This window comes from Streptomyces sp. S186 (assembly GCF_051603415.1).
Classification (GTDB): Bacteria; Actinomycetota; Actinomycetes; order Streptomycetales; family Streptomycetaceae; genus Streptomyces.
Genome location: NZ_CP193932.1, coordinates 7628166 through 7645640 on the forward strand (window position 1 = coordinate 7628166; position 17475 = coordinate 7645640).

Annotated in this window: 16 protein-coding genes; 7 read left to right on the forward strand and 9 right to left on the reverse strand. The window is 73.1% G+C overall.

The window, feature by feature from the left end:
* Positions 1-11: 11 nt before the first annotated feature.
* From ACRAS8_RS33355 to ACRAS8_RS33365, 3 genes are all read right to left on the reverse strand, one after another.
* Positions 12-1850, reverse strand: a complete 1839-nt coding sequence (locus tag ACRAS8_RS33355) for an acyl-CoA dehydrogenase family protein (protein ID WP_438489748.1) — start codon at positions 1848-1850, stop codon at positions 12-14.
* Positions 1822-2727, reverse strand: coding sequence for an acyltransferase domain-containing protein (locus ACRAS8_RS33360; RefSeq protein WP_438489750.1), 906 nt, complete (start codon positions 2725-2727; stop codon positions 1822-1824). The genes ACRAS8_RS33355 and ACRAS8_RS33360 overlap by 29 nt, the downstream gene beginning before the upstream one ends.
* A 297-nt stretch (positions 2728-3024) precedes the next feature.
* Positions 3025-4392, reverse strand: coding sequence for a hypothetical protein (locus ACRAS8_RS33365; RefSeq protein ID WP_438489752.1), 1368 nt, complete (start codon positions 4390-4392; stop codon positions 3025-3027).
* Positions 4393-4819: 427 nt separating this feature from the next.
* On the opposite strand from ACRAS8_RS33365, the gene ACRAS8_RS33370 reads away from it, so the two are divergent.
* Positions 4820-6169 carry a hypothetical protein gene (locus tag ACRAS8_RS33370; protein ID WP_438489754.1) on the forward strand — a complete coding sequence of 450 codons (1350 nt, stop codon included), beginning with the start codon at positions 4820-4822 and terminating at the stop codon, positions 6167-6169.
* 400 nt (positions 6170-6569) lie between these two features.
* On the opposite strand, the gene ACRAS8_RS33375 is transcribed toward ACRAS8_RS33370, so the two are convergent.
* Positions 6570-7385 (reverse strand): maltokinase N-terminal cap-like domain-containing protein, encoded by an 816-nt coding sequence (locus ACRAS8_RS33375; protein ID WP_438489756.1) that lies wholly within the window; start codon positions 7383-7385, stop codon positions 6570-6572.
* Positions 7386-7435: 50 nt separating this feature from the next.
* Entirely contained in the window at positions 7436-8338 is a 903-nt protein-coding gene (locus ACRAS8_RS33380) for a LysR family transcriptional regulator (protein WP_438489758.1), read from the reverse strand.
* 136 nt (positions 8339-8474) lie between these two features.
* On the opposite strand from ACRAS8_RS33380, the gene ACRAS8_RS33385 reads away from it, so the two are divergent.
* Positions 8475-8825 (forward strand): DoxX family protein, encoded by a 351-nt coding sequence (locus tag ACRAS8_RS33385; RefSeq protein WP_438489760.1) that lies wholly within the window; start codon positions 8475-8477, stop codon positions 8823-8825.
* 180 nt (positions 8826-9005) lie between these two features.
* Here the strand turns inward: ACRAS8_RS33385 and ACRAS8_RS33390 are convergent, their stop codons facing one another.
* Positions 9006-9143 (reverse strand): hypothetical protein, encoded by a 138-nt coding sequence (locus ACRAS8_RS33390; RefSeq protein WP_438489762.1) that lies wholly within the window; start codon positions 9141-9143, stop codon positions 9006-9008.
* 128 nt (positions 9144-9271) lie between these two features.
* Here ACRAS8_RS33390 and ACRAS8_RS33395 point away from each other — a divergent pair, with 128 nt between their 5' ends.
* The 3 genes from ACRAS8_RS33395 to ACRAS8_RS33405 all read left to right on the forward strand — a co-directional run bounded on the left by ACRAS8_RS33395 (position 9272) and on the right by ACRAS8_RS33405 (position 11360).
* Positions 9272-9850: an RNA polymerase sigma factor gene (locus tag ACRAS8_RS33395; RefSeq protein WP_438489764.1), complete on the forward strand. Its 579-nt coding sequence runs from the start codon at positions 9272-9274 to the stop codon at positions 9848-9850.
* Between the two features lie 163 nt (positions 9851-10013).
* A complete protein-coding gene (locus tag ACRAS8_RS33400) occupies positions 10014-10259 on the forward strand; it encodes a hypothetical protein (RefSeq protein ID WP_438489766.1) in 246 nt (81 codons plus the stop codon).
* Between the two features lie 345 nt (positions 10260-10604).
* Entirely contained in the window at positions 10605-11360 is a 756-nt protein-coding gene (locus tag ACRAS8_RS33405) for an SDR family oxidoreductase (protein WP_438489767.1), read from the forward strand.
* Positions 11361-11691: 331 nt separating this feature from the next.
* Here ACRAS8_RS33405 and ACRAS8_RS33410 read toward each other — a convergent pair whose 3' ends face one another.
* Entirely contained in the window at positions 11692-12615 is a 924-nt protein-coding gene (locus ACRAS8_RS33410) for an alpha/beta fold hydrolase (RefSeq protein ID WP_438489768.1), read from the reverse strand.
* Positions 12616-12782: 167 nt separating this feature from the next.
* Between ACRAS8_RS33410 and ACRAS8_RS33415 the strand changes: the two genes are divergently transcribed.
* Positions 12783-13418, forward strand: coding sequence for a TetR/AcrR family transcriptional regulator (locus ACRAS8_RS33415; RefSeq protein WP_438489769.1), 636 nt, complete (start codon positions 12783-12785; stop codon positions 13416-13418).
* A 24-nt stretch (positions 13419-13442) separates the two neighbouring features.
* On the opposite strand, the gene ACRAS8_RS33420 is transcribed toward ACRAS8_RS33415, so the two are convergent.
* On the reverse strand, positions 13443-14018 hold the full coding sequence (locus ACRAS8_RS33420; protein WP_438489770.1) for an Rv1733c family protein: 576 nt from the start codon (positions 14016-14018) through the stop codon (positions 13443-13445).
* Positions 14019-14195: 177 nt separating this feature from the next.
* On the opposite strand from ACRAS8_RS33420, the gene ftsH reads away from it, so the two are divergent.
* A complete protein-coding gene (gene ftsH, locus ACRAS8_RS33425) occupies positions 14196-16145 on the forward strand; it encodes an ATP-dependent zinc metalloprotease FtsH (RefSeq protein ID WP_438489771.1) in 1950 nt (649 codons plus the stop codon).
* A gap of 54 nt (positions 16146-16199) precedes the next feature.
* Here the strand turns inward: ftsH and ACRAS8_RS33430 are convergent, their stop codons facing one another.
* Positions 16200-17312, reverse strand: coding sequence for a baeRF2 domain-containing protein (locus tag ACRAS8_RS33430; RefSeq protein WP_438489772.1), 1113 nt, complete (start codon positions 17310-17312; stop codon positions 16200-16202).
* Between the last annotated feature and the right edge of the window lie 163 nt (positions 17313-17475).

Genomic DNA, 17475 nt, shown 5'->3' on the forward strand with positions numbered 1-17475 from the left:
GGCCTTTCCGGTCACCGGTCGAGGAAGTCGTACAGCGCGGCGGCGTAGTCGTCGGCGCCCAGGGGGGCCGGGGCGGCGCCGGGCGGTGCGCCCATCGCCTCCCACAGCAGCGGGAGGTGGGGCAGCAGGCGGTCGCACAGGCCGTCGATCACCGTGGGGAGGGTGCGGACGGTGGCGGGGGCGAGGGTGCCCGCGGCCAGCAGCCCGCCGGCCAGGCGGCGTGCCTCCACGGCTCCGTAGAGCGCCGCCAACGGCCGTAGCACGGCCCGGAGTTCGGGGTCGTGGACGGCCTCGACGGCGGCGGTCACGGCGTTCGCGACCAGGCGCGCGCCATATACCTCGCCGAGTCCGTGTGCGGCGTCCAGCAGCGGGTTCCACAGTTCCAGTCCGGTCCGTCCGGCGCCGGTGCGGCGCTGGAGCACGCGGTGGAGTTCGTCGCGCAGCCAGTTCTCGTGGGCGCGGGCGACTGCCGGCCACCAAGCGGGCTGATCTGCGGGAACGTCGGCGGGCGGCAGGGCGCCGAGCGGCCCGGTGCCCTTCTCCCGGGCGAGGGAGCGGCCGGCGTCCAGCAGGATCAGCTGGCTGTCGCCGCCCGCGGTGTCGAAGGCGTGCGCGAAGCCGTGGTAGCCGTCGAGGAGGTTGGGGTGCAGGAATCCGGCGAGCCCGCAGCGGTGCTGGCAAGCGGCGGCCACCCGTGCGGCGCCGCGGACCGTGACGGCCTTGAGCACGGCCAGCGGCCGGTCGACCGCGGTCCACGGCGCGAAGGTCATCCCGTCCGTGCGGTGCGCCGGTGTGCGGCGGGCGGTGCGCGACCGGGCCCAGATCTCCCGTGCGGTCCGTCCGGCGCAGGTCAGGGCGAACGCCTCGGCCAGCGCCCCGAGCAGCGCGTGCTGCTGATTGCGCAGGTCCAGCACGCGCGCGCCGGGGGCCAGTCGGCCGTGGGCCCGGCGGTGCGCGGAGAAGCGCAGCGCCGAGACGGAGCACTGCCGGGCCATGGTCGCCACCGCCGAGGGCAGCGTGGCCCACAGGATCTGGCCCACGGACAGGGTCCGTTGCAGCCGGGCGTCCGGGCCGCCCAGCGGATCGTGGAAGGCCCCGTCGGCGTCGATGCGTGCCCCGTCGCGCAGCCACTGGGCGTACGGCACCCGGGCGCCGTCGAACCGCACCAGCGCGTAGTCCAGCGGCAGGGACGGCGCTTCCAGGCCGCGGGAGACCGTCACACCCGGCAGCGGACCGTGGGCGGTGGTGAGCTCCACCACGAACGAGAACACCCCGCGATCGGCCCCGTCGACGACGGTGCGGGCACACACCACGGCGGTGTGCGGCACTCCCGAACCCCCGACACCGGAGAACTTGGCCGCCCCGGCCACCGGCGTGACGAGCACGAACTCCCGTGTCTCCGGGTCGAATCGGGCGAGCGTACGGGTCGCGAGGTGACTGCCGGCGTCCCCGATCTCGGTGACCAGGAAGGCGCCCTTGCTGCGGCCGGTGGTCAGTTCCCGCCAGGGCCGGCCGACGCTCGCCGGGTCGTCGGTCAGGGTCACGAGCGAACCCAGGCAGAGCAGGTAGTGGTTGATGACGGTCATGTACAGCGGCGGGTCCGTCAGCGCCACGCACTCGCCGAGCGCGGTGAGTTGTTCGGGGTCACGGAACAGCCGGCGTACCGGTGGCAGGTTGTCCGCGATCAGCCGCAGCCGCCGGTGGGTGCGGTGGGCGCGGTCCTCGCGGGGGTCGGCCGGCTGCGCGCGGTCGGCGGCCAGGGCGGTCAGCAGGCGGCTGCGCAGGGTGCTGGTGCGGGATCCGCTGACGATCTCGGCCAGTTCACCGAGTGGTTGCGTGCGGGTGGTCATTGTGGTGGCTCCAGAGGGCGGCGAGGTCGGTGTCCGGCTGGCCGGTGGCCGGGGTGCCGGGCCGCGACCAGGGGAAGGCGGGGTCGGCGAGCGGCGCGTGGGCGCCGGCCACTTCGGGCGGCAGGGTCTGCCGGATGCTGTGGGTCAGTGCCTGGCCGGTGCCTGCTTCCAGGATCAGCGCGCGGCCGCCGGCGCTGATCCGACGGAGCACCGGGGGCAGGCGGAAGGGGTGGATCAGGCAGTTGGCCAGTCCGCGGTGGACGTCGTCCCGGGGGCCGTAGGGGCCGCCGTGGACGGCGGAGTGGACGGGCACCCGGGCCGGGCGCGGGGCGAGGTGGCCGATCCCGGCGGCGAAGGCGTCCGCGGGACCGGTGAGGGCCGGGTGGTGGGAGGAGAACGGCAACCGCAGGCGGGCGGCCGTGACGCCCTGGCGTGCGGCCAGTTCCTCCAGGATCCGCAGCTCCGGCAGCGGGCCGCTGACGAGGCACTCGTCGGGGGCGTTGACGCAGGCCAGGGCGAGGGCGGGGGAGCCGGTGCGGCGCAGCAGGGCCTCGGTGTCCGCCTCGCCGACGCCGACCAGCGTCATTCCACCTTCGCAGCAAGCGAGTTGACGGGCCAACAGGCAGGCGATGCGGGCACCCTCGGCGACCTCGAACACACCGGCCGCGGTGAGGGCGGCGATCTCCCCGAAACTCACCCCGAGCACCGCGTCGGGCGCCAGTCCGGCCGAGCAGAGCGCACGGTGCACCGCGACCGAGGAGCAGAACAAGGCGAGTTGTGGAGTGCCCACACTGCCGTCGGCGAGCTCACGGCCGCTGGGCGGCGTATCGCTCAGCAATGCCTTGGTCAAAGGCGCGATGCCGAATTCCTCGCCCACTTCCTCGGCTTCTTCGAATACCTCGCGGACGGCTTTTCGTACTCTTGGGTGCGAGCGTACTGCCCGGACCAGCGGGCTTACCGCGAAGTCGCCCTGCCCGGGGAAGACATGGAGGATCCGGGGCGGTGCCGAGTCGTTTTTTCCGTGCGGGGTCGCGGGGGCGTCACGCATTTCCACATCCCATTTCCGGTGGTTTCCGGTCGGTGTGGTGTCATTCAACCTCCGTCACCGGGCTCATGGTCCGGGATTCCGCTCCGAGGCTGTTGAAAGAGGTGAATGCGCAGGCGACGCGGTGTCTCAGGAGTGTGGGGACGGAGACGCCACGGCGAACGCCCGGTGCAACACGGCGGTCGCCACCGGGAGATTCCGGAACGGGGTCAGCAGTTGCCGCAGCCGGCCCGCGGCGAGATCCGCCGCCCCGGACCGCAGATGAACATAGTGATCGAGGAAGGAATTCCAGGAGACACAGGCTTCTTCCACATGACCGAGGCCCATGAGGATTTCCGCGTACTGCGCGTAACTCAGCGCCATGCCCCGGTGGTCCCGATCCGAGCGGTGCGCAAGGGAGTTGGCCAGGGCGACACGCGCCGCCGGGAGGTCGCCGGTATATCTGAGAACCTCGGCACTCTGGAATTCCAGGGAACCCGGTGAATACGCGGTGAAGGGCTCCGCCCCACCGCCCCGCCCGCCCTTCGCGAGCGCGCGCTCGGCCCGGCCGAGGGACTCCCGCGCCGCACGGTGCCGCCCACACGCCGCCTGGGCCACGGCGAGTTGGGACAGCAGGAACGCCCGGGCCGGCGCGTCCGGCACACGGACGGCGGCGGCCGCCTCGGCGGCGTCCAGGGCGATCCGCCGGTGGCCCAGACCGAGCCCCTGGGCGCTCAGCCCGCGCAGGACGACGGCACGCGCCGTGGCGTCCCCGGACTCGTCGGCGAGCCGCAGGGCGGTGGAGAAATGGCGCTGGGCGAGACCGTGGACGGAGGCGTCCTGGTACATCCGGGCCAGCAGGAACGAGAGCCGGGACGCCTCCACCAGCAGCCCGCGGCGCGGCTGCCGGCCCTCCTGCTCGCGCAGCAGCGGAGCGATGTCGTCCGCGAGGTACGCGGCCAGCGCCGAGCGCGCCCGGCGCCCGCCGTGCGCGTCGAAGGAGGCCGAGTAGAACCGCACCGCGAGCCGGACGACACCGAGGTCGTCCTCGGTGTCGGGCTCACCGCGCGGCACCGGAGGCGCCGGTTCCCGGTTGGCGGTACCGGCCGCCGCCTTCGCCAACTCCGCCTCCCGGTACGGCAGCATCCGGGCGGAAGCCCGGCGCGCCGGGTCGTTCTCCATGCTGCACAGCTCGGTGAGCGCGGTGCCGACCGGCGTGCCGGAGGCCGGGAGCCGCCCGCCCGTCGAGGCGGACGGCTCGCCGGCGAGGCCCGCGGCGGCGGGCGAGACCGCGCGGCCCAGGCGACGGGACAGGGCCTCCGCGATCAACTCCGGCACCGGCGGAGCGGGACGCGTCCCACTCAGCCAGTGCGCCACGGCAGTGCGGTCGTAATTCAGGTCGAGGTCTATTTCCGCGGCGAGGGCGTTGACCGTGCGCGCCAGCGCCGCCTGCGTCCAACGGGCCTCCGCCAGCAGGGCCCGCAGATTCGCGTTACGGCGGCGTGACGGCGGCGGCACCTATGGCTCCCGGCAGGGGAGTTCGGGATCCACGCCGGCCGCCGCGGCCGCATCATTCCGCGTCAATTCCACGGTCCCACCGCGGACGAACGGACGAGGGAAGCCGGAGAAACGGAAGAGACGAAAGGAGTTCATGAGAAGTAAGGTCCGTACCTGATCCTGCTCTTGTGCCTGATCGCATGCATACCCATCAACGGCCGGGCTCTCGCGCGTCCGCGGAATTCGTCCGGGGCAGCCTTACGGTGGCCGGATTCGCGCCTTGCGAACCACTGCGCCGTAGCCAACAGCCGTTCATCAACGGAACCATGAATCGAGCCGGGGCGGAACGCCCGATCGTGGCGGGAAGCGTGAACGTGTTGAAAGTCCTGCGTGCGACGGGGGCAGCGCCGAGCCGGAAAGCCTGACGAGTGAGCGAGGCAGCCACACCATGACGCCCCCGCGCCGCCCCAACCGCATGCTGGCGGCACTGTTGGCCGAAGCCGACTGGACCGCCACCGACCTCTCCCGCGCCGTCAACGCACTCGGCGCGGCCCAGGGCCTCCGCCTGCGTTACGACCGCACCTCGGTCGCCCGCTGGCTCAACGGGGCCCGCCCCCGCCCCCCGGTGGGCCAGCTGATCGGCCAGGCGCTGAGCCCACGCCTCGGCCGCCGGCTCACACCCCAGGACACCGGGCTCCCCGACCCCGACCCCATCGTCGGCGTGCTGACCTCCGCCCTGCGCGGCGGCGCCCCCGTCCACCGGCTGACCGCCCTGTGCCGCGCGGAGACCGACCCCGCCCGCCGGGCCGACCTCGCCCGCACCGTGCTCTCCGCCCCGCCACCGGTCTTCAGCGACTGGGGGAGCCGCCTGCCGGCCCTGCCCCCGGCCGACCCGCGCGCCCCCCAGGCATCCGCCGACGCCCCCGCCCGACTGGAGGCCATGGCGGCCCGCAGCTCCCTGCTGGGGGAGCGGTACGGCGGCGCCCACGGCCGGTCCGCGCTGGCCGGATACCTCGCCGTGGAGGTGGCGCCGCTGCTCACCGCCCCGGCCGCCCCGGGCCCGCGGCGCGCCCTCCTCACCGGCGCCGCCCAACTGACCCTGCTGCTGGCCGGCCGCACCTGCGAAACCGGCCACCCGGCCCTCGCCCAGCACTACTACGACATCGCCCTCGAACTCGCCCACGCGGCCGGCGACCGCGGCTCGTACGCGATCGTGCTGCGCTGCCTGAGCGTGCAGGCCCATCAACTCGGCGACCACCACCAGGCACTCGCCCTCGCCGAGGCCGCCGTCGACACCGCGGGATCGGCGGTGCCCGACGCCGTCCGCGCCTATCTCCACGCCGGGCGCGCCGTCGTCCGGGCCGGCGCCGGCCAGAGCCGCGCCGCGACCACGGACCTACTGACCGCGGAACAGCACCTGGCCCGTGCCACCGGCCCCGAAGGGCCCTTCACCAGCTATCCGGAGACCGCCCTGCGCTACCAGCGCGCCGAGGTGCTCTCACGCCTCGGCGACCACAAGGCGGCCCTGTCCGAACTGGAGCACTCCCTCGCCTGCCGGCCGGCCGACCACCACAAGGCCCGCACCCTGCTGCACGTCCAGCTCGCGCACACCCTGCTCGCCCTGGACGAGGTCGACGCGGCCGTGGAGCACTCCTTCCACGCCCTGCGCCACCACCGGCAGCTCGCCGCCGGCTCCGTGCACGGCACACTGCCCCGCCTGGCTCACCGACTCGCGCCCCATCAGCGCAACCCCCGCGTCAAAGCCTTCCGGGAACGTCTGCGCGTGACGGCCCGGTAAGGCCCGCCCGGGCCCCCTCCTCACTGCCAGGCATCCGCCGCCGTACGTCCACCGACCGGCGCTCTTCCCCCTCGCCCTTCACAGGCACCGCGGACACTCCGCGCAGCAACACCATCGCCATGTCCACAGGATCGGTCACACAGCTATAAGGGGGAGGGGCGGCGCCGTTTCGACTCCCGGCACGCCCATCCGCCCGGACTCTTCACCCAGAAGCACGCACTCCGCCTGCCCCACCGGGCCACGCCAGGCACACCCTCTCCCGGGCCTCTGGAACTCCGCCCCGGCGGAGGGAAATTGTTCCCTCCGCCGGGACCGTCGCCCGCGGCACGGTGTAGAGCGGAGCCATCGGACTCGTCAGGCCCGTCGGACTCGTCGGACCCATCGGACCTATCGGGGCCCGTCAGCGCTCCGTGGTGTGGAGCGCCGCGAACAGACCGCGGTGCTCCACACCGTCGGCCGACTGCCAGACGCCGGTCAGGGAGCCCAGGCACTCCGGGCCGGCACTGTCCGTGGAACCAACGCGCCCCTCCTGCGGCAGCGCTTCCAGAACGCGCTCCATACGCAGGCCGAACGTGGCCCGCCCGCGGTTCGAAAGAGCGCCGACCGCGACGGCTTCCCCGGCTGCCTTCCCCTCACCTCGCGCTTCCCCACCCGCCTTCCCTGCCGTTCCTGCTTCCCCATCGGCTTCCGTGGTGGTTTCCAGCACGAGCTCGGTGCCGTGCGCCGTGTCGACCACGGTCGCCGTCCCCACCACCCTCGACGAGCCCACAGCGGCGGCCTGGGCGGTCTCGGCGAGGCGGCCGTGGACGGAGCCGTCACGCACATCGCTGACGTCCTGTGCCTGCGGCACGGCGCGACCCTGGAAGACGGCGATCAACTCGCCCACGAGTACGGGGTCATGGGCACCGTCGTATATCCAGCGACGGCCCAGCAGGCCGTGCTCCAGCGTCCCGATCAGGCCCTGTTCGGCACCGTCGAGCGGCTCGCCGCGGTAGGTCAGCGGGACGAAGTAGGTGACCGGAAGGTCACCGGACCGGTCGGTGACCACCAGGCACTCGATCCCCACCTCGCCCTGCGGATCGTCGAGCCGGAAGCCGCCCGCCTTGGTCAACTGCGGTGCCTGGCCGGCGCCCCGGTACCAGGGCCGGCCCGGGAGCCAGGTGGTGAGAAGCTGCAGTTTGGTGGGCTTCAGAGTGGTGTGGTGAATGACAGCCATGCCCTTTCATACCACCCCTGACCACGGCATTCCCGTCCCACCCCGGCCCGTCATCCGCATCCGCCCTGCATCCCTTTCAGGCAGCACCGCACGAAGTCCCGCACGACCGGGTTGGTGTCGTCGGCCGGGGCCCAGGCGACGGCCACCTGACTGGGGCTGACGCCGGTGACCGGGCGATAGGTGACGCCGGGGCGGGCGTAGAAGCGGGACGCGGATTCGGGGGCCAGCGCGATGCCGTAGCCGTTGGCGATCGCGCTGAGCCAGTCGTCCGGCTGGTCGGTGACGGCGCCGATGCGGACCGGGTGCCCCTCGCGCTCGTCGGCGGCCAGCCAGTAGTCCCGCCACCGGCCCGTCTCCGGCGGAGCGGCCACGAACGGCTCGTCGTACAGCTCCCGGAACGGGATCACCTCGCGTGCGGCCAAGGGGTGCCCGTCGGCGAGCGCCACCCAGCGCGGTTCGGTGAACAGGGGCACGACGCGCACTGCGTCCTGGCCGGGGAACGGCAGCCGCACCAAGGCGACGTCCACCTCGGCATCGGCCAGTCCGGCGGACGGGTTGGACCACGCGGCTTGCCGCATCTCGGCCCGCCAGCCAGGTCGGCGCCGGGCGAACTCCGCGACGATGCCCGGGGTCGCCTCGTTGGCGCCGCTGGCCACGAAGCCGACCCGCAGCACCCGCTCCGCCCGGCTCGCCGCGGCCTTCGTCTCCCGCAGCATCCGGTCCCAGTCGGCCAGCAGCCCAGGCACCCGCTCGGCCAGGGCGCGTCCCGCTTCCGTCAGCGCCATCCCGGTCCGGGAGCGGGTGAACAGCACCACTCCGAGCTGTGCCTCCAACTGCTTGATCTGCTTCGTCAGCGCCGGCTGGGAGACGAACAGGCGTTGCGCGGCGTGGGTCAGGCGCCCTTCCTCCGCCACGGCGGCGAAGTAGCGCAGCAGCCGGGTGTCGACATCCATGCCGCCAGGTTATAGCCGCAGGTATTGGACGCCGGACGTCGGCACGACGAGCCTGGTCACAGACAGGGGCCTGCTCGCAGACAGATGACAGGCAGACAGACAGAACGCATGGATGGATGGAAGGGAGGTGTCGGACATGGATCTGGCCTACGTGCTCGTCACCGGCATCGCGATCGTGGCGAACGGGGGGATGGCGGTCGCGGACCTGGCGAGGGCCCGGTTCGTCCTCGCCAACTCCGCCGCGGTGGGGGTGCCGCGGTCCTGGCTTCCGTGGCTCGGCGGGCTCAAGGGTGCAGGAGCGGCAGGGCTCTTGGCCGGGATCCTGGGGGCTCATGTCCTCGGTGTCGCCGCCGCCGTGGGCCTGGTGTTGTTCTTCGTCGGCGCCGTCGTCGCCCATGTGCGGGTGCGCGCCTATGCGACGTTGGCGGGGCCCGCCGGCTACCTGGGTCTGGCCGTCGCCTCGCTCGTCCTGGCCCTTCTGCGCTAGGAGTTGCCGTCGGCTGCACCAGAAGGTGTCGGCGGTTGCCGGTGCGCCCGGCGGCGGTGGACGTGCCTGCCGCGACGGTCACCATCGCCCGGTGCGCGCGTAACCTGACCTCTTCCAGAACGGCGCTCATCAACTCCCCTTTGGTGCCGAAGTGATAGGAGATCACCGCACGGCTCCGCGCTATTTCTCCAGCAGCGACAGCAGCAGGGTGACCACGGCGACGCCGATGCCGAGGGCCGCGCCGAGTACCGGGTCGGAGTAGGCGAGATAGACGGCGAGGCCGCCGAGTACGAGCACGAGGGCGAGGCGAGTGTCCATGCCGTCAGGTCCCGTCGGGGCCGCCGGAATTTTCATCCGGCGGCCGTGAAAAGAATCCGCGCGCCGGCACGTCCTCCTATCGAGCCCGGGGCCGCGGCGCGGTACCCGGTCAGTGGAGAGGACGACACATGAGGCAGCTCTCAGGGGGCGGCGACGACTCCGGGGAGGCGCACCGCAGGCTGTCGAAGGAGCGCGAGGACGCGCTGATGGAGGAGGCGCTGCGGACCGTCGTACCGCGGCTGATCTCCTCGGTCACCCGGGTCACGCGCGACTACCACCTGGCCCAGGACATCACCCAGGAGACCTGCATCGCGATCCTCCAGGAGTTCCGTCGCGGTACCAGGTTCGAGAAGCCGGTCATCGTCTTCGCCACCGTGGTCGCCCGGAACAAGCTCCGGGACCACTGGCGCAAGGCATCCTCGGGAGAGCGGCTCTACGATGAACCCCCCGAACACGCCCGGCAGTTCGGCACCGGACCGACCGTCGCGCTCGAATACCTGGAGCTCCTGGAGTCGGTGAAGACGGCGATCGCCGACGAACGCCAGGCAGCGGTCTGGGAACTCACCCATGTGTGGGGCCTGAAGGGCATCGAGATCGCCGAGCTGTTGGAGATCTCGTCCGCGACGGTCAGCCGTGAACTCGCCGCGGCCGAGGCGAAGGCCAGGGCCGGACTCCGTGGGGGCGACGATGAGCCGGCCCTCGCGTAGGGCATGTCCTGGGCGCGCGGCGGCCGCGTGCGGCGGCCGCGCGCCCGACGTCCGCAGTGCCGGAACGGGCTGCGCCCCGGAGCCACGGCGTGGCTGCCAGCCGGACCCGTGGCTCCGGGGTGGGACCGATCCCACGCCAAGAGTTCTTGACGGAAGGGTGACCATGACGAACAGCAATTCCTCTCCGCACGAGAGGATGCTGGCCTACCTCCGAGAGGGGGACCAGCTCCTGCCCCCGGTCACGCGGAGAGCATGTGACTGGGAGGCTCTGTACGACACGGTGGCGGCGGCCGCCGCGCTGCCGGCCGCCGCTCCGGCTCCCCTTGAGCCCCCCGACCTGTCGCCGGATGCCTGGTACCGCGACGGACTCGACGGGGCGGCGCTGGGGCCGTCGGTGGTGAAGTGGTGAGCGGCGCACCGCACCGGTCGGGTGCGTCGGCACACTCCCTGTGACGCAGCGGACGCCCGGATGAATCCGACGAGGCGACGGGTGGCGCGGCCCCTACGGGGGTGGGGTCGCGCCACCCGCCTCGCCCGCCGCCGCACACACGCGAACGGTGTGCCGGATGTCCCGCAGGCCGGTCGGCCGGGCGGGTGACGCCCGCCCGGCCTGCGGATGCGATCACCGGGGCGCCTGCTTAGCGTCGGGGTGGCCGCGCGTCGCACGGGCGGGGACATGGCCCGGGCGTGCGGGCGCTGAGCTGTGCCGGCGCGCACGCGCGGGGACGGATACCACTGTGTGAGGAGACGCGTCATGCCCGCTCGTACGCTCAAGGACAAGGTCGTCGTGGTCGGCGGGGCCTCCAGGAACCTCGGCGGCCTGGTCAGCCGGCAGCTCGGCGAGCACGGCGCCAAGGTCGTGGTGCACTACAACAGCGACTCCTCCCGTGCCGACGCGGAGGAGACGGCCGCGGCGGTCAAGCAGGCGGGCGGCGACGCGGTGACCTACCAGGCGGACCTGACGCGGGTGGCCGGCGTCGAGGGGCTCTTCGACGCCGCGGTGGACGCGTTCGGGCGGGTCGACGCCAGTGTGAACACCGCGGGCATGGTGATCAAGAAGCCGATGACCGAGACCTCGGAGGACGAGTACGACCGGATGTTCGCGGTGAACTCCAAGGCCGCCTACTTCATGATGCGGGAGGCCGCCAAGCGCATCGAGCGCGACGGCTCGATCATCACCGTCGTCACCTCGCTGCTGGCCGCCTACACCGGCCTGTACTCGGTCTACGCCGGCAGCAAGGCACCGGTCGAGCACTTCACCCGCGCCCTGTCGAAGGAGCTGTTCGGCCGCAACATCAGCGTCAACAACATCGCCCCGGGCCCGATGGACACCTCGTTCTTCTATCCGGCCGAGACCGACGACTCCATCGCGTTCCACAAGTCCTCGTCCATGAACGGCGAACTGACCAAGATCGAGGACATCGCGCCCTATGTGCTCTTCCTGCTCACCGAGGGCTGGTGGCTCAACGGGCAGACCCTCTTCGTCAACGGTGGATACACCACGCGCTGAGGGGGACTGCCGCGGGGCGTCGTTCGCGGTTCCGTTCCACGACGCGGCGCGCATGCCTGGCCCTCTTCCGGCGTGAAGTACATGCCCACGGATCGCGGCGGCCACGTCGGGAGGTTTCGGCGCAGCGGCTTCGTGAGGGGGCATGAGGTTGCTTATACCTTGCGGACACCGGCAGTTACCCTCCGCGGAGCGAGACGTCGGCGCGGGGACGGCGCCGCCCCCGGACCGTACCGGAGGGCGCCGTCGCACCGGCCGCCGGAAGGGCGGCAGCCTGGCCTTTGGGCTGAGCCCTGTACAGAAGGCCGGTGCCGCCCGCCAGTTGGTTAGCCGGTCACTCGGCCGGTCCGTCGACGGAGTCCATGAAGCGCAGCATCCGGCGGTTGACCGCCTCAGGGTGGTCGATCTGCGGTCCGTGGCCGGTCGCGGAGACGATCTCGGCGCGCGCTCCCGGTATCAGGCGCGGCACCCGCTCCAACTGCCGCTTCGGGTGCACCAGAAGGCTGCGCCTGCCGAGGACCAGATAGAGCGGGGTGCGGATGGTCGCCAGCTCGTCGTCGGAGAGCGGCAGCGGCGACGGGCGACGGACGCGGAAGGCCCGCACACCCTTCCGGATCATCGTGCGCAGCTCCGTCACGATGATCACCGGCTGCTCCAACCAGGCCGCCAGGCGCGGACGCAGCGCCTTCGGGGCGGAGGTCGCGAAGAGGCTGAGGAAGATCCAGGCGAAGAAGCGCAGTCCCACCTTCTCCAGTCCGCCGGGATCGAGCAGCGTGACCGAGGCGAGCCGACCGGGCCTGCGGTGTGCCTGGTTCAGGGTGAGCCAGCCGCCGTAGGAGGAGCCGACCAGGTGCACGTGGTCGAGTCCGAGCGCGTCCAGCGTCTCGTCCAACCACTGTGCGGCGCGCTCGGGTTGGTGGATGGGGGCGCGCTGCACGCTGCGTCCGGGGTCCCCCGGGGTGTCCACCGCGTACACCGGTCGCTCGGCACTGAGGGCGGGGGTGTTCGGGTACCACATGGCGGAGCAGGAGCCCGAGCCGTGGACGAGGACGACGGGGGTGCGGTTCCGGGCAGCGGGGTCGGCCGGTTCGTAGCGGTAGACGTGGGTGGTGCCGAAGGACGTCTCTACGTCCTGTTCCTCGGCCGCGGGCGCGCCCAGGGCGTAGAGCGCGTCGCACGCGGCGAAGTACTCGTCGCGCAGGGCCTCGCTCACATAGCGGCCGACATCGGCGGGGGGACGGGCAGTGGTCACGGACACGGCCACCTCCGGGGAATCCGTTGTTCGCGGTCTTCGTGATACGAACGTACCACGATCTTGGTACGGTTGTATCAACAAAATCGCCTGGCACGATACGGACCACGGCCCCCTGCCGTGACGACCGACGTGACGACTGCCGATACGACTGACGAGGAAAGACGCGGCCGATGCCCAAGCGCGTGGACCACACGGAACGACGTACCGAGATCGCCGAGGCGCTGCTCCGCGTCGCGGGACGACGCGGCCTGCACGCCGTGGGGATGCGGGACGTGGCGGCGGAGGCCGGAGTGTCGGTGCGGCTGGTGCAGTACTACTTCGAGACCAAGGAGAAGCTGCTGCTGCACGGACTGCAGCACCTGGCCGAGCGGTTCGGGGAACGGGTCGCCACCCGCGTCGGGGCCACCGGGAACCGCCCCGGACCGCGGGCGGTGATCGAAGCCCTCCTGATGGCGTCGCTGCCGACCGACGAGGAGAGCCGCACCTTCCACCTCGTCTACACCTCGTACGCCGTGCTCTCCGTGACCGACGAGGCGCTCGCCGCACAGCCCTTCATCAAGAACCCCGAGGCCGCCGAGGACCGCCTGACCGCGCTCCTGGAACAGGCACAGGCAGCGGGCCTCACCCGGCCCGGGGTGGACGCGCGCGCCGAGGCCGTCACCCTGCTCGCCCTGTCCGCGGGGCTCGGCACCAGCGTCCTGGTGGGCCGGAGCAGCGCGCGGTCCGCCGCGGACGTCCTGGACCGGCACCTGGACCGCATCTTCCAGGAGGGCGGCGGCGGTTCACTGGCGCGCGCGATCCCGTGACCGAGGGCGGCGCGCCACGGCGCCTCACTGCTGCGGGTGCCGCCAGCGGGTGTCCAGGTCCGCCCACTCCTTCTCCCACTGGGCGTAGCGCCGGCGGTTCAGCAGCCGGACGCCGGCCTTCTCCGCGCCGTAGAGCAGCAGACCGGTGCCGGACGCGACCACCGTGCCCGCCACCACGCTCTCGGCCAGCGAGTCCGTCGGCGTGCTCGGGTCGCGCACCAGCTTGCCGTTCCGGTCCAGCCAGACGGTCGTGTGGTCCCCGACGTGGACACCGGGCGGCACGGTCGTCTCGCCCGTCCGCGCGGTGTGGTCCGCGGCCGTCCAGCGCACGATCGTGTGCACCCGGCTGCCCGTGCCGGTCCCGCTGTCGACCGTGATCCGGGCGGCCGGATCCTTCACCACCACCGCGGAGACGGGGCGCCACTCGGCGCTCTGCCGGTGGGCCGCCGCATCCACCGCGTTGCCGGCCAGCACCCCCGCGGTCGGGGCGGCCACGGCGATCAGCACGCCTGCGGTCAGCGCGATCCAGGACTGCGCCACATCCGTGCCCCGCCGCAGCGGGCCGTGCCGCCAGGGCGGCCGGAGCTTCCCAAGAGGCATCACGCACCCCCTTTGCCTGCTCTTCGAGCGTGCCACACCTGGCCGCGCGGCCCCACCGCACGACGGCCACCGCCCTGCGGAACAGGCCGGAAAAGCCGATCGTTGAAGTGGAGCGGAACGCGTCCCGGGAGCACGGAGCGGACGCGTCCCAGGAGTGCGGAGCCGTAGGGAGCCGTCGTGATCACCGCAGTGCGCCTGCCGGGGCGCCACGCCACGCGCTCGGCGAAGCCGGGCCCGCCGCGGGAGCCGCCCAAGCCACCGGCCGGCCCGCGGCCGCCCGCCTGGCGGCCATGGCTGCTGCCCATCATCCTCCTGGCGGTCTTCGTTCTCCTGCTCAGCCGGGCCCACAACCCCTCCGGCACCTCCCTGACCTACAGCACGTTCCTCGGCAAGGTGGAAGCCGGGCAGGTCAAGACCGTCGACATCGACGACAAGGGCGGCGTCAACGGCAAGCTCAAGGACGGCCGGAAGTTCACCACCCGGATCCCCACCGCACTGGGCACCACCGGGCTCGCCCAGGAACTGCGCGCGAAGGACGTCGGCATCACCGCCTCCAGCAGCAGCGACGGCGGCAGCTGGATCGGACCGCTGGCGGCCGTGCTGCTGCCGCTGGTCCTGCTCGGCGCGCTGTTCCTGTGGACCGGGCGGCAGGCCGCGCGCAGCCTCACCGGAGGGCTCAGCGGCATCGGCCGCTCCCGGGCCAGGATCATCGAGGCCGAGCGGCCCACCACCCGCTTCGACGACATCGCCGGATACGAGGGCGTCAAGCAGGAGATCAGCGAGATCGTGGACTTTCTGCGCCACCCCGAGCGGTACGCCGTGGTCGGCGCCACCGGGCCGCGCGGGGTGCTGATGGTCGGGCCGCCCGGCACCGGCAAGACGCTGATCGCCCGGGCCGTCGCCGGTGAGGCGGCGGTGCCGTTCCTGTCGGTGACCGGATCGGCGTTCGTCGAGATGTTCGTGGGCGTCGGCGCCTCCCGCGTCCGCGACCTCTTCGACGAGGCGCGCAAACGCGCACCGTCGATCATCTTCATCGACGAGATCGACGCCGTCGGCAGCCGCCGCGGCGGCGTCCGGCTCGGCGGCAACGACGAACGCGAGCAGACCCTCAACCAACTCCTCGCCGAGATGGACGGCTTCGACCAGAGCAGCGGCATCGTGGTGCTCGCCGCCACCAACCGCCCCGAGGCCCTCGACCCGGCCCTGCTGCGCCCCGGCCGCTTCGACCGGCATGTCACCGTCCCGCTGCCCAACCAGGCCGAACGCGCCGCCATCCTCGCCGTCCACTCCCGCGGCAAACGACTGGCACCCGACGTCGACTGGAACGTGGCCGCCCGGGCCACCCCCGGCTTCTCCGGCGCCGACCTCGCCAACCTCCTCAACGAGGCCGCCATCCACGCCGTCCGCGCGGGCAACACCGTCATCTCCGCCCAGGACCTCGACAACGCCCGCGACCGGGTCCTGCTCGGACGCCGGGAATCCTCCAACGCCCTGCTCCCCGAGGAACGCCATGCCGTCGCCGTCCACGAGTCGGGCCACGCCCTGGTGGCCGCGCTGTGCGAACACGCCGACCCGGTCGCCAAGGTGACCATCCTGCCGTCCGGCCCCGCCCTGGGCGCCACCGAACAACTCCCGGAAGCCGAACGGCATCTCTACACCGAGGGCTATCTCAGCGACCTGCTGGCCGTCCGGCTCGGCGGCCGGGCCGCCGAACTCGTGATCTTCGGCGAGGGCTCGACCGGTGCCGCCGACGACCTGGCCGGCGCCACCCAGATCGCCGGCCGCATGGTCCGCGACTTCGGCCTCTCGCCCTCCCTCGGCCCGGTCGGCTACGCCACCACCGGCGCCCTGCACCGGCCCGGCGACGACACCCCGGGCGAGACCTTCCACCGCCCCTACTCCGAGCAGACCCAGCGCCTCATCGACGAGGAGATCGCCCGCCTGGTCCGGGAGGCCGAACAACGCGCCACCGCCCTGCTCCGCGACCACCGGGCGGCCCTGGAACACCTCGCCGACCTGCTCACCACCCGCGAGACGATCGACGGTTCCGTCGTCCTCGACGTCCTCCGCCGGCAGCCGGGGCCGCCCCCGGACCACCCCCATGAGCCCGGGCCACCCCCGCCCTGACCCGGCGACCACCGGGACCCCGACCCGACGACCACCGGGCGCATCGGCCCGCCCTCACGCCGCCACGGCCCGCGGGAAGTCCGCATACCGCAGCAGCGCCCCGACCCCGTCCCGCAACCGCAGCCGCCGCCCGGAGACCAGCACCAGCTCCGCACCCGTCCCCACCAGGGCACGGGCCAGCGCGGCGTCCGCACGCTCCGGCCGGACGCCGCCCACGCCGTACGACCGCAGCTCGCCCTCCGTCAGCGCCAGGTGCGCCGGCTCCGGCCCCACCCACAGCGGCGGCGGTGCCGAACGGCGCCGGTCGGTGAGCAGGAGTGCGCCGACCTGGCCGCGCTGCAGCGCCGCCACGGTCTCCGCCAGCCCCTCGGCCGCCGCCCCGCGGCGCGCCCGCTGCGCCAGGAAGGCACCCACCAGGGCCTCGTCGTGCGCCGCCGGCCGCCCGCGGAACAGCCGCTCCACGGCGGCCTCCAGCAGGGCCCGCCCCGGCCGTGGCGCGCCGCCCGCGTCGACCGCCGTGACGCGGCCGCGCAGCCGCGCGGGAAGCCGGCGGGCCAGGATGCCGCGCGCCCAGGTGTCGCCGGCGAGCACCAGCACCTCGGCGCCCATCCGGTCCGCCCGGCCGGCCAGCCACCGGCCCAGCCGCTCCGCGGCGTGCGGCCACTCGGCGACCGGTACCCGCTCGTCGAGCCGTTCGCCGGGCGTGACCTTGGTGAGCGGCCACCGACCGGCCTCCGCCTCCACATGGACGGTGCCGCCCGCGTCCAGGGAGTGGCGCCCCGCGTAGTGGACGTACCCGGCCAGGTACGGGATCTCCGGGGCGTGCTGGGCGATGAGGGGCATGGTGTCGGGCAGTGCGCCGAAGTGCGCGGTGTCCCGGGCCGGCGGGTCCGGCAGCTCGCCCTGGAGCGCCAGCGCGCCGTGCGCGGTGAACAGCGCCTGGCCGTGCGTCCCGGGCACATCGGCGTCGTGTCCCAGTGAGGCCGCCACGGCGCTGATCGAGTCCTCGTCGGCGCCCTCGGCCACCAAGGTGTCGCGCAGTCGCCGCCACCGCAGTGCGAGGACGGCGTCCGGATCGGTCTGCGCGTCGTTCTGCGAGGTGTCCACGTAGACGGAGGCGAACGGGCCCGGCTGTCCGTAGAGCGGTTCCAGGAAGGTGAGTCGCATCGCCACCACCACGACGCCCCGACGGGCAACGCGCCCGCACCGCCCCGGAACCGCGCCGGGCCGGGCGGACCGCCGCCCCTCACGTCCAGCATGCGCCGCCGGCGGCCACACGAGCGAGAATCGAGCTGAGGGCACCCGTGCGCGTGCGGGCCCTCGCCAAGGA